This window comes from Nonomuraea deserti (assembly GCF_004348685.1).
GTDB classification, from domain to species: Bacteria; Actinomycetota; Actinomycetes; order Streptosporangiales; family Streptosporangiaceae; genus Nonomuraea; species Nonomuraea deserti.
Map to the genome: position 1 here is coordinate 1 of NZ_SMKO01000267.1, position 11,526 is coordinate 11,526.

12 protein-coding genes and 1 pseudogene are annotated in these 11,526 nt (G+C 72.5%); 7 read left to right on the forward strand and 6 right to left on the reverse strand.

Annotated elements, in window-relative coordinates; all coding sequences use genetic code 11:
- Window positions 1-309 (forward strand): annotated as a pseudogene (locus E1292_RS46605) (MFS transporter); the annotation flags it as partial.
- Window positions 310-507: 198 nt separating this feature from the next.
- Here the strand turns inward: E1292_RS46605 and E1292_RS46610 are convergent.
- The 3 genes from E1292_RS46610 to E1292_RS46620 all read right to left on the reverse strand — a co-directional run bounded on the left by E1292_RS46610 (window position 508) and on the right by E1292_RS46620 (window position 2,196).
- A complete protein-coding gene (locus E1292_RS46610; protein ID WP_246090867.1) occupies window positions 508-1,053 on the reverse strand; it encodes a CGNR zinc finger domain-containing protein in 546 nt (181 codons plus the stop codon).
- 102 nt (window positions 1,054-1,155) lie between these two features.
- The gene (locus E1292_RS46615; RefSeq protein ID WP_132606222.1) at window positions 1,156-1,515 is read right to left on the reverse strand and encodes a DUF2203 domain-containing protein; all 360 of its coding nucleotides are present in this window, start codon (window positions 1,513-1,515) and stop codon (window positions 1,156-1,158) included.
- 9 nt (window positions 1,516-1,524) lie between these two features.
- Complete coding sequence (locus E1292_RS46620; RefSeq protein WP_246090869.1) at window positions 1,525-2,196, reverse strand: GntR family transcriptional regulator; 672 nt, start codon at window positions 2,194-2,196, stop codon at window positions 1,525-1,527.
- A 99-nt stretch (window positions 2,197-2,295) separates the two neighbouring features.
- Between E1292_RS46620 and E1292_RS46625 the strand changes: the two genes are divergently transcribed.
- Entirely contained in the window at window positions 2,296-3,630 is a 1,335-nt protein-coding gene (locus tag E1292_RS46625) for an MFS transporter (protein ID WP_165975113.1), read from the forward strand.
- A gap of 67 nt (window positions 3,631-3,697) precedes the next feature.
- On the forward strand, window positions 3,698-4,630 hold the full coding sequence (locus E1292_RS46630) for an SPFH domain-containing protein (RefSeq protein ID WP_132606224.1): 933 nt from the start codon (window positions 3,698-3,700) through the stop codon (window positions 4,628-4,630).
- On the opposite strand, the gene E1292_RS46635 is transcribed toward E1292_RS46630, so the two are convergent.
- Window positions 4,627-5,922 carry an MFS transporter gene (locus E1292_RS46635; RefSeq protein WP_165975114.1) on the reverse strand — a complete coding sequence of 432 codons (1,296 nt, stop codon included), beginning with the start codon at window positions 5,920-5,922 and terminating at the stop codon, window positions 4,627-4,629. The genes E1292_RS46630 and E1292_RS46635 overlap by 4 nt on opposite strands.
- A gap of 289 nt (window positions 5,923-6,211) precedes the next feature.
- On the opposite strand from E1292_RS46635, the gene E1292_RS46640 reads away from it, so the two are divergent.
- Both E1292_RS46640 and E1292_RS46645 read left to right on the forward strand, forming a co-directional pair.
- The gene (locus E1292_RS46640; protein ID WP_246090871.1) at window positions 6,212-6,919 is read left to right on the forward strand and encodes a sirohydrochlorin chelatase; all 708 of its coding nucleotides are present in this window, start codon (window positions 6,212-6,214) and stop codon (window positions 6,917-6,919) included.
- A gap of 43 nt (window positions 6,920-6,962) precedes the next feature.
- Complete coding sequence (locus E1292_RS46645; protein WP_132606226.1) at window positions 6,963-7,511, forward strand: GNAT family N-acetyltransferase; 549 nt, start codon at window positions 6,963-6,965, stop codon at window positions 7,509-7,511.
- On the opposite strand, the gene E1292_RS46650 is transcribed toward E1292_RS46645, so the two are convergent.
- Window positions 7,508-8,023, reverse strand: a complete 516-nt coding sequence (locus E1292_RS46650) for a P-loop nucleotide/nucleoside kinase family protein (protein WP_220447409.1) — start codon at window positions 8,021-8,023, stop codon at window positions 7,508-7,510. The two genes, E1292_RS46645 and E1292_RS46650, sit on opposite strands and share 4 nt — an antisense overlap.
- Before the next feature lie 113 nt (window positions 8,024-8,136).
- Between E1292_RS46650 and E1292_RS46655 the strand changes: the two genes are divergently transcribed.
- Together E1292_RS46655 and E1292_RS46660 are read left to right on the forward strand one after the other, a co-directional pair.
- Window positions 8,137-8,592, forward strand: coding sequence for a hypothetical protein (locus tag E1292_RS46655; RefSeq protein ID WP_132606227.1), 456 nt, complete (start codon window positions 8,137-8,139; stop codon window positions 8,590-8,592).
- Between the two features lie 75 nt (window positions 8,593-8,667).
- Window positions 8,668-8,979, forward strand: coding sequence for a hypothetical protein (locus tag E1292_RS46660; protein ID WP_132606228.1), 312 nt, complete (start codon window positions 8,668-8,670; stop codon window positions 8,977-8,979).
- Here E1292_RS46660 and E1292_RS46665 read toward each other — a convergent pair.
- On the reverse strand, window positions 8,919-11,526 hold a 2,608-nt coding region (locus E1292_RS46665), incomplete at its 5' end, for a CHAT domain-containing protein (protein WP_132606229.1). The genes E1292_RS46660 and E1292_RS46665 overlap by 61 nt on opposite strands.

An 11,526-nucleotide genomic window follows, 5' to 3' on the forward strand; every position in this document is an offset into this window, starting at 1 on the left:
GCGGTGCTCGGGGCGGGGATGGCGCTGGCGGCCGTGTCGGAGTCGTTCTGGATCGCCGTGATCGCCGCCGCCGTGGCGGGTGCGGGTGAGGGTCCGCAGCTCACCGCGCTGTTCTCCGTACGCCACCGCGAGGCGCCCGCGCACCTGCGGAGCCAGGTGTTCACCACGGCCGCCAGCCTGAAGATCACCTCGTACGCGGTCGGTTCCGCGACGGCGGGCCCGCTGGCGGCGTACTCGCCCGGTGCGGCCCTGCTGGCCGGGGCGGCGCTGCAGGCGGTGGCTGTGGTGGTGCTCATCCCGAGGCGGTGACAGGGACGACGGCCCGGCGCGCCCGCCCGGGATGGACGAGATGCCCCGAGCAGAGGACGGCGCCGCAGGCAAGGCCGAATGCTGGGGCGAGGGCGCTCCCCGGGCGAAGCGAACGACCGGGCGAGCACGCTCCCGGGAGCAACGCGAGCGACCGGTGCGAGCGCGCTCCCGGGGAGGAGCCGACGACGGGGAAGAGGGTCAGTTGGGGACGTGTGGTGAGGAGCGGGAGCGGTGGGCGGCGACGCGTTCGCGGGTGGCGCAGCGGGCGCTGCAGTAGCGTCGCGGGCTGCCGCCCCCGAGGTCGAGGAACGGCCGCCCGCAGCTCCGTGCGGCGCACAGCCCGCCGGGGACCCTCTGGTGGTCGGCGAGCAACACCGCGAGCGCCATCGCCGAGGACGCCAGGAACCACTCCCCCCACGGCGCGTCGTCACCGCTGTCGACGTGCAGGTGCCAGGTCGTCGAACCCCCGTGGCTGGTGAGCCTGGGCGTCTGGGCTCCGCCGGCGAGCAGCCGGTTGAGCAGGGCCGCCGCCTCGCCGGCGCTCTGCGCGCCCAGCACCTCGCGCAGCCGCGCCGCCGCCTCCCGCATCGCCGTCAGGTCGTTGGCGCTGAGATCGAGGTCTCCGATCTCCCCGTGGTCGCGCAGGACCCGCGACACCGACTCGATCGACGGCTGCTCGTGCAGCAGCGCCACGCACAGGTCGACGGCTCGCGCGGCCATCGCCTTGGTCGAGTGAACCTCCACCCCAGCAGCGTATGCCCGCCGTGGCCGGCATGGCCCGCGCGCACGTCACGCCCGGCCGCGCCAGGCCCTTCCCACCGCGAGGTCCGCCGCGTGGACCGCTGATCAGAGCGGGCGGCGGCCGGCGAAGCCCAGATCGGTGCGGTGGTACCAGGCGAGCTCGCGTTCGCCCTCGATCCAGCAGAGCCGTACGGACATTCCTTCCAGCTCCGAGGGGAAGTCGACGAGCACGGGTGCGATGCCCTTGACCTCGATCCCCTGCTCGCTCCATCCGCTCAGGATCTCCTCGACGCGGGCCTGCAGCCCTTTCAGCTCGGGCAGGCCGCCGAGCTCGGAGTGCCCTTTCGTGCGCCGGTCGAAGTCGATCTCGGCCAGGTCGGCGCGGGCGGAGATCACGACGCGGGCGTCCTCGATCACGGCGGGGAGCAGTGCGCGGGCCTCGTCGAGGGTGAAGATCCGGTCCATGCGTCCACGCTAGCGGCTCGGTTCGAAGGCGTGGATGAGCAGCCGCTCGGCGTGGTCGAGGTAGTCGTCGAGGTAGGCGGCGGCCGCGTCGGACCCGCCCGACCCGATGAGCTCGAGCAGCGTGCGGTTGCGGTCGACGAACGGCTCGTGGAAGGCCCGCGGGTTCTCCATCACGTGGAAGACGAGGCGCAGCTCGGCCAGCAGCTGGCGCATGGCCTCGTCGATCCTCGGACTGCCGATGAGCGAGACGAGGGCCTGGTGGAAGCGGATGTTGGCGGTGCCGACGCCCTGCCAGTCGTCCTTCGCGGCGGCCCGCTCGGCGTCACGGACCGCCTCGCCGATCGTCGCGAGCTCCGTCTCGTCGGGGGTGCGCCGCACCGCGGCGCCTTCGAGCACGCGGCGCACGCGGTAGAGGTCGGAGACGTCGGCGGCGGACGGCAGCCGGACGAACACGCCGCGGTTGAGCCGGTGGTCGAGCAGCCGCTCGTGGCCGAGCAGCCGGAACGCCTCGCGCAGCGTGTTGCGCGACACGCCGAGCGCCTCGGAGATGGACTCCTCCGACAGCCGCTGGCCTGGAGGGAAGAAGCCTTCGCTGATGCGGTCGCGCAGGATGTCGGCCACCCGTTCCGCCGTGCTGCTGCGTCCCAGGCGGGGCCGGTCCTGGGAGAGATCAGCAACCACGTTATCCACATTCGACAGGGAATCATGGAGCAAACCTCTTGTCGAATTGTTCAACGATCCTTACGTTGAAACTATCCCCCTCAATTCTAGGAGCATTCGATGTCAGGCTCCACGCAACAGACCCGGCGGGTGATCCTCGCCAGCCTGATCGGCACGTCGCTGGAGTGGTACGACTTCTTCCTCTACACCACCGCGGCGACCCTCGTCTTCCCCCAGCTGTTCTTCCCCGACCTCGACCCGTTCAACGCCACCCTGGCCTCGCTGACGACCAACGCCGTGGCGTTCGTGGCGCGCCCGCTGGGCGGCATCGTGTTCGGCCACTTCGGCGACCGCGCGGGCCGCAAGACCGTCCTGGTGGTCACGCTGCTGGTGATGGGCGTCTCGACGTTCCTCATCGGCGTGCTGCCCGGTTACGCGAGCGTCGGCGTGATCGCGCCGGTCCTGCTGGCGCTGCTCCGGTTCGTGCAGGGCCTGGGGCTCGGCGGCGAGTGGGGCGGCGCGGTCATCATGTCGCTCGAGCACGGCGACGGCCGCCGGCGCGGCTTCAACGCCAGCTGGCCGCAGGTCGGCGTGCCCGCGGGCTACGTGCTGGCGACGGGCCTGCTCACGGTCATGTCCTTCACGATGTCCGACGCGGCGTTCCTGTCGTGGGGCTGGCGGGTGCCGTTCCTGCTGTCCGGCGCGCTGGTCTTCGTGGGGCTGTGGGTGCGGCTCAGGATCTCGGAGTCGCCGTTGTTCGCCGAGGTCGAGCAGCACGGCGCCAAGGCGAAGATGCCGCTGCTCGAGGTGCTGCGCACGCACCCGCGCGCCCTGCTGTCGGCCTTCACCGCGCGGATCGGGGTCGACGTGGCCTTCTACACCTTCACGGCGTACATCATCGTCTACATCACCGGGGAGCTGGACCTGCCGCGCTCGTACGCGCTGAACGCGGTGCTGATCGCCTCGGCGCTGCAGCTCGCCCTGATCCCCGTGGCCGGCGCGCTGTCCGACCGGTACGGCCGGCGCCCCGTCTACCTGGCGGGCGTGGTCGCCGCCGCGGTGTGGGTGTTCGCGTTCTTCCCGCTGCTCGACACCCGATCCTTCCCGCTGATCGCGCTGGCCGCCATCGTGGCGCTGGTCACCCACGCCGCCATGTACGGCCCGCAGGCCGCGTTCATCGCCGAGCTCTTCAGCACGCGCCTGCGGTACAGCGGCGCGTCCATGGGCTACCAGGTGGCCGGCATCGTCGGCGGCTCGCTGGCCCCGGTCATCGCTCTCCAGCTCTTCCACACGTTCCAGACCACGCTGGCGGTGTCGATCTACGTGGTCGCCGCCCTGGCGGTCACGACCGTGGGCCTGGCCATCGCCCCTGAGACGCGCGACCTCGACCTCGCCGCCGGCCCTGACGTCCCCGCCAAGCCCTCGCTGCCGGGCCAGGTGGGTCCGTTCGCCTGAGATCCACAGGAATGCCGCGAAAGCCGCGGGCGGCGGCTGCCAACGCCGCCCGCGCGGAAGGATCCGGATGAGAATCGCCCTGGCCGTCGTCGCCGCGATCATCGCCATCCCCCTGCTCATCGGGGGTGTGGGCGGCATGGAGAGCACGAGCGGCGGCGAGGTGGCCGTGGTGCGCGACGGCGGCCCGCTCGACGACAACAAGGTGCGCGAGGTGATCAACCCCGGCTCCGGGGTGACCTGGACCGGCATGTGGTCGTCCGTGCACCGCTATCCGGCGCAGCAGCGCTTCTACACGATCACCGCGGACGCCAAGCGGGCGACCGCGCTCGGGGTGGACGTGGTGACGGTCCCGAGCAGCGACGGCGTGAACCTCGGCATCGAGGGCACCCTCTACTTCACGCTCAATCTCGACCACGAGACGCTGAAGACGTTCGACGACAAGTACGGAACGCGCACGTTCCGCGCCCAGGACGACAGCTCGCTCCACCCGTGGGACGGCGACCAGGGCTGGGCGGCCTTCTTCGGCCAGGCCGTCCGGCCGGTGATCGACAACGCGCTGCGCGGGCAGATCGGCGCGATGCGCTGCGCCGAGCTGGTGCCTTCCTGCTCGCTGCTGGAGAGCTCCGATCTCGAGCCGCGGGACAGCAACGCCACCATCGTCAAAGTGCAGGAGGCGGTCAACGCCTCGCTGACCCGCGACCTGCCCGCCACGCTGGGCGGCGACTTCCTGACCGGGCTGCGCTTCACGCTGGTCAAGGTGACGCTGCCCGGAGAGGTGCAGAAGGCCGTGGACCGCTCGCTGGCCGCCGCCGCGGCCGTCTCCGAGGCCCGGGCGAAGGTCGCCCAGGCCGAGGCGGAGGCGGAGGCGAACAAGGCCAGGCAGGACGGCTACGACAAGTGCCCGTCCTGCGCCGAGATCGAGAAGCTCAAGTCGCTGCCGCAGGGCATCACCGTGTACGCCCCGGGCAACCCGCAGTCGGTCGTCGTGCCCGCACGCTAGGCCGGGATCCTGGGTGCGGCCGCCCGCTCCGGCCGCCAGCGGCCCTTGAAGGCCGCCATGGAGATCAGGAACACGACCTGGCCGGCGAGCGCCACGGTCAGCCACGTCTGCCAGCCGCCGGCCTCGACGACGATCGGGGAGACGACCAGCAGGACCACGATCATGACGCGGACGACCATGCCCCAGATGCCCAGCGCCGAGCCCTGCAGCCGCGACTCGACGTCCTCGGCGTTCTCGGAGAAGTTGGCCATCCACGGCACGTACGCGATGCCCATGAACAGGAGGATCAGCGCGTACACGACGGTCACGTGCGCGGTGGGCACCCCGGGACCGATCAGGGCGATGAAGTACGCCATCGCACCGGTCGTCAGCACCGTCCCCACGGCGATGAACGGCTTGCGCAGCCGCAGCCGGTCGGACGCGCGGCCGACGACGACCACGGCCAGGGCGTTGAGCACGATGCTCAGCGCCACGACCCGGTTGGCCACGGCCGGGTCCATGCCGAACGCGCCCGACAGGATCGTCTGCCCGAAGATGGCGAACGTCCAGTAGAGCACCTGCCAGCCGGTGTTGCCGAGCACGTGCGCCCACAGGTGCGGGTGCCTGAACAGCTCCCTGACCTTGCCGTGGGCGATGATCTCCCCCACCCGTACGGCCTGCTCGTCCTCCATCACCTGCGCCCGCAGCGCTGCGGACGGCTCGGCGATCTTCCAGGCGATGATCGCGCACATCGCCAGCGACACGACGCCCATGATGATCGCCTGTGACTGCCACGCGTTGCCGAACAGCGGCAGCGTGAAGCCCGCGATGAGCGCGGCCAGGAACGAGGCCCCGACCGGCCCCCACGTCCAGAACGCGAACGCCTGCGCCCGCCCCATCCGCGGCGAGAAGTCCCGCACCAGCGACGCGGTGATCGTGATGCCGGCGCCCTCGATGAACAGCATGAGGCACCGGATCCAGAACAGCCCGGCCACGGTGTCGACGGTGGCGAGCAGGAAGTTGCAGGCGGCCGTGACGGTCAGGGTCGGCACGAGGATCTTGACCCGGCCCCAGCGGTCGGACAGGATGCCGCCGAACCCGGCCGAGAGCCCGCCCACCAGCACGGACAGCGCGGCGATCTGGCCGTAGACGGTGAGCGACATGCCCAGGTCGTCCATGAGCAGGGGCAGGATGGTGGCGATCGTGGTCTCGAAATTGACCACGAGGCTGGCCAGCACGGCTATCGCGAGCAGGAAGATCCTGCGGCGGCCGACGGGATAAACGCTCAGTTCGCGGACATAGAACGGCTTCATTCCCATCCTCCGGGGGACGGCCTGGGACTGTCGCTCTAGAACGCGTTTCTAGTTACTCAAGGGTTTCTGTTTCGTACCGGCAAGTCAATCTTTTGGGCCATCACAAACCCATCTCGATCACTCATAGCGAGCGGAGCGGTCCATCTCGTGGCCGGGCATGGCAGGTTGTGACGGAATCGCCATCGATTCACGGAACAGGCGGCCTTGAATAGGCATAAACTGCGCGCCTGTGAGCCTGCCTGTACGTGAACGTTCCCCCCGGCCGGGAGGCGGTCGCCATCGCCGTCCCGTGCCCACGTCCTTGCCGCCGGACGCCCCTCTGCTCGTGCTCGCCACCCCCGGCGACACCGCCGGAGTGGCCGAGGAGATCGCGGCGGTCGTACGCGTCGACCACCCGCAGATCGAGGTGCGGCTGAAGAGCGTCACCGACCTCGCCGACTCGCTTCCCCCCGGCCGCGACGCCGTCGTCGTGCCGCTGCTCACCTGGGAAGACCCCGTCGTGATGGCGGAGATCGGCAAGGCCGTCGCGGCCAGCGGCTCGGGGGCCGCCGTGACCGAGGCGCTCGGGCCGCACCCGCTGCTGGCCGAGGCGCTGCACATCCGCCTCGCCGAGCGCGGCCTGGCCAGGGTCGACCGCGTACGCCTGCTGAACGTCAACAGTCCCACCGACGCCGTCATCCTCGGCACGGTGGGCGGCCAGCGGGCCGTGCAGGCCGTGCAGGCCACCGCGGTGCTCCTGGCCTCCAGGCTCACGCTGCCGGTCCTCGCCGCCTCGATGGACAGCGAGCCCGGCGTCGTCCTCGCGGCCCAGCAGCTGCGCAAGGCCGGCGCGGAGCGCCTCGCGATCGCGCCCTGCATCATCGGGCACGAGGCCCCGCAGGGCATCGTCGAGCAGGCGGCCGCGGCGATCAACGCCGGGCACGCGGAGCCGCTCGGCTCCCACAGCGCCGTCGCTGAACTTGTCGCGCGAGCTTACGGCAGTCAACTCGCCACTTGACACCAACTTGTAGAGATCACTGAACTCGCGTTACCGTCTGCGCATGCGGCGTGTCCTGTGCAAAGGTGAGCGGTTAGGCCTCCGTGACGTCACGGAGGCCGACGTCGCCGCCCTGCACGCCGTCTACGGCGACCCCGCCGCGACGCAGCACACGCCCTTCACCCCACGTGACCTGCACGAGGTGACCGCGCTGGTCCAGCAGGCCGTGGAGGCCGCCTGCGCCGAGCCGCGCCACCTCTACGTGCTGGCCGTGATCGACGCCGAGCACCACGACGTGATCGGGGTGGCCCGCCTGCGGATCGAGGCCGACCACCCGCACAGCGCGGAGATCGGCTTCGGGCTCCATCCCGGCCAGTGGGGCCGAGGGATCGGCACCGACCTCGTACGCCTGCTGCTGAAGTTCGGCTTCAAGCAGCTCGGGCTGCACCGCGTCTGGGGCGCCCGCTCCCCCGCCAACCTGCCGGCGCAGCTCGCGATGCTGACGGCGGGCATGGTCGAGGAGGGCCGGATCCGCCACCACGTGCACACGCCGCACGGCTGGCGCGACTCCATCGTGCACTCGGCCCTCGAGGACGAGTGGACCGAGCGCTAGACGTCCCACCCCTTGACGACCAGGGCGGCCACCTGCTCGGGAGAGCCCGCGCAGGCGTCCACGTTGTAGTCCTCCACCTGGGCCGCGTCGAGGATCGACGCCAATTCCCCGGCCCTGTCGAGGTGCCAGGCAAGTGACTGGGGATCGTTCGTGTGGCGCGCCCTCAGCCGCTCGCGGACTTCGGGCAGAGCGGCGTGGAGCCGGCAGACGGTGAGCGGGACGCCCAGCACCTCCGCGTAGCCGGCGCGGTCGGCGCGGCTCTCGATGACGCCGGCGAGCACGAGCCGCTGCGCGCCCGCGGCCAGGAAATTGGCCGCCACCGAGCGCAGGTTGCGCAGCGTCAGGGCTCCGTTGAAGGGATCGCCGGGGGGTGCGGGCCAGGCCCGGCGGAGCCAGTCGACGTCGATGACCGCGTTGGGCACGCCGGCGCCGGACAGGACGTCGCCCACGGCGTCCGCCACCGACGTCTTCCCCACGCCCACCGTGCCGGTGATCAAGAGTGCCTCTGCCACGTGCGGGATCTTACTGTCCTTACCGCGCAGACCCATCGGGCAGGCGGAGTGGCGGGATCCGCGATTGTCGGTGGGGCGTCCTACGATGAGCCTCCTCACGGAGGGAAACTGCCATGCTCGACTCGCTGATCGTGCCCCTGTTCGTCACCACGGACCTGCCGCCGGGGGCGGAGCTGGCCGGGTTCGGGGAGTTGCTCGCCGAGACGGCGCGCGTGCTCGGCCGCGACGGCGCGGGCTACGCGGCGTTCCTGTCGGGCAAGGTGTTCTGGCTCGACCGGCCCGTGCTGCCAGGGCAGCGTCCCGCGGCCGAGACGGAGCTGCGCTTCGCCGGGATGCTGGGCCATCTCGCCGCCTCGGGCCCCGGGCACACCGCGCGCGGCGTGGTCTGCGACCTGCGCAGGGCGATCGGCGAGGCCGTGACCGGGCGCTACGGCGACGTGGGCGTCGCCCCCGCCGTGTTCGCGATCCGCGACCGGGACGTCCGGGAGCGCACGCCCGACACCGCCCTCTCCGTCGACACCCGCGACGCCGTGGCCGCGCTGGTGAGCGCGGCCCGGCCCTACCTCTAGCCGCCCCGGCCCCCGCGTGCGATGGTGATCGGAGATCATTCCGCGGGAGCGGCCTGACGACGAGGGGGTTCTCGCATGGCGGTGCTCGGCGCCATCTGCTTCGGGATCGTGATCGGATGGCTGGCCCACGCGACCCAGCGCCACCGGCCGGGCGTGGCAGGGCTGGCCGACCTCTCCGCGGTGCTGGCCGTCGTGGGCGGCGGCGCGGTGACGGCGCTGCTGGGCCTGCCGGAGGCGTTCGGAGGCTACGCGGTGGGGCTGGCGATCGGGTTCTTCGGCCACCTCGCGCTGGTCACGCTCATGCCCGGCTCGAAGTGGACGGATGCTCAGCCGGGCAGGCCGGCCAGCACGTACGGCGCCCAGAGCTCGGGCTCGGCGGAGCCGTAGAGCTCGCGCAACCCCAGCACGGCCGAGCGCAGGGCCCGCGCCTCGCCCTCACCGTCGCGCCGCCTGGCGTAGAAGTCGCGCAGGAGAGCCAGGGTGATCTCGGGCGCAACCGGCCAGAGCGCCAGCAGCACCGACCTGGCCCCCGCGTGCAGGAACGCGTGCCCCAGCGCGGCCACGTCCTCGGCGCCGGGGACGCTCACGCGGGAGCCCCCGCGGGCCGGCACATGGGCGCCCTCGCGGACCTGCGCACGGGCGTCCTCGCGGGGCTGCGCGTGGGATTCATCACGGGCCTGAGCGCGGGCGTCCTCGCGGGGCTGCTCGTGGGTGGTGAGGACGACGAGGCCGGCGTCGACGTTCATGCTCATCAGCCGCCTGGCGGTGAGCAGGCCGTCGGCGAGCCGGACGCCGGAGCCGAACGGGTCGCCGCCCTGACCGAACACCCCGTGGCACGCCAGATGCAGCACGTCCCACGTGCCGGGCAGAAGGGCCGCGGTGGCGGACGGGCCGGTGCGGGGCCGGGTGCCGAGCAGGGCGGCGACCTCCTCCGCCTCGGCCTCCATGGGTGCCCTCGCGCCGTCCTCCCGCGGGAAGCCCAGCACCAGCGAACTCGCACCGACCACCCGGGGACGCCGCGCCAGGCGGGTCAGCACGGCGGCGGACGGGGCGTAGGCGACGGGAAACCGTTCGATCAGCGTGCGGCCGTCAGGGGCGAGCGCGTGGAGCGGGATGCCGTGCAGCTCGGCGTGCGGGAGGAGGCGCACCAGGTCGAGGTCGTCGCCGAAGGCTTGGAGCGCCTCCCGCAGAAGCAGATCGGCCAGCCGCCTCCAGAGGTCCGCGCGCCGCCGGCGGGCCTCGACGTCCAGCAGTCCCGGCCGCTCGCGCGCGGTGACGAGGAAGTCGCTCAGGACATCGCGGCCCGCGGCTGTGGGGAACACCCGCGGCTCGGCCCAGCCCGTGCGATGGGCGAGCACGGTGACGGCGCCGTCCCCCACGGAGAACCCGAGCAGCCCCACGGCCCCCGTGGCACCCCGGGAGGCGGCGCCGGTGACCGCCGGAGAGCCGAGACCCGGCTCCGGCGCGACGAGGGCGTCCAGCTGGGCCTGGTCGGGTGGGGCGGCCCGCCGCAGCGCCACATGGCCGAAGGCCGGAGGCTCCATGCGCCGCCACGACGACTCCACGTCGGCCCTGGCCTCGCGGGCGCGCCGGATGAGCGTCGCCGCCTGCTCCGGGTCTCGGGTGTTACGAGCGGCCGTCATGAGCGTGCGCACGGCGTCGAGCCCCCGCAGCTCGGCCTCCGGCACCCCACCGGGCACCCCTCCGGCGGCCGGCGTGGTGAGCTTGGCGCGTTCGAGGATGGTCCAGGCGGTCAGGCCGCGGCGAAGACGTACGGCGAGGTCGAAGGCCCGGTCGCGGGCGGGCGTGTGGCCGAGGTCGAAGACGCGTTCCGCGTCGGCCAGGGCGGCGGGCAGGTCGCCGAGCGCCTCCGCGGCCAGGGAACGATGGTGGCAGGCGACGGCCAGCTCGAGATCGTGCCCGAGTTCCGTCAGCAGGTCGATGGCCGAGGACAGCCGACGGTGGGCGCGGGCGTACGAGGAGGTCGTGACGTCGTGGGCGCCCAGGCGGCTCAGCGCGAGCGCCGTACCGGGGCGGTAGCCGAGCTCCTCGGCCAGGGCCAGCGCCTCCTCCAGGAGGAGCGACGCCCGGGCCGAGCTCTCCAGCCGGGCCAGCGTCTCGGCCGGGTCCCGCAGGCGGGTCAGCTGCTCGCCCGGGTTTTCCAGGCGCGTCGACGCCCGGGCCGGGTCCTCCAGGTGGGCGAGGGCGATCAGGGCCAGCACCTCGCCGTGGCCCCTGCCATGAGCGCGTTCGAGCGACAGGCAGCGTTCGGCGAGCGGCTTGGCCTCGTCCCGTTCCCCGCGCAGCGTGCGGACCAGGGCCAGGTCCGCGTAGGCGTCCGCGAGCCCGGTCCGGACGCCCAGTTCCTCGCTGATGGAGAGGGACTGCTGGTAGCGGGACGCCGCCTCGTCCAGCTCGTCCAGTTTGAGGTGGAGGGCGGCCCGTCCGGCGAGGAGCGGGGCTCGCAGGGCGCGCCACATGGGGGCGCCGGCCAGCGCGAGTCCCTCGTCGAAGGCGTTCGCGGCGTCCTGCCAGCGGGCCTGGGCGGTGAGCGTACGGCCGAGCAGGTCGAGGGCCTGGACCAGCTGGACCGGGAGGGCCGAGTCCGTTGCCCTGGCCAGGCTGACGGCTTGGTCGAGGTGCCGGACCGCCTCGTCCGTCCGTCCGAGGTCCCTGGCCGCCGCACCCAGGTTCCGCAGGTGCTCGATCCGGCGGCCGTCGCGTAGCCGGTGACCGCGGGCCGCATGCCCGTAGGCGGCGACCGGGTCTCCCAGGGCGCGGCAGAGGGTGGAGAGCTTGGCCAGAAGGTACGAGGGCTCCTCAGCGCCCTCGACGCCCCCGTGCGCCGGCTCTTCCAAGACGGGCCCGTCGGCGGTGAGGTCGTGTGCCGGGCTGGTGAGAGCCGAGGCGGGGGGATCCTGGGCCGGGTCGGGG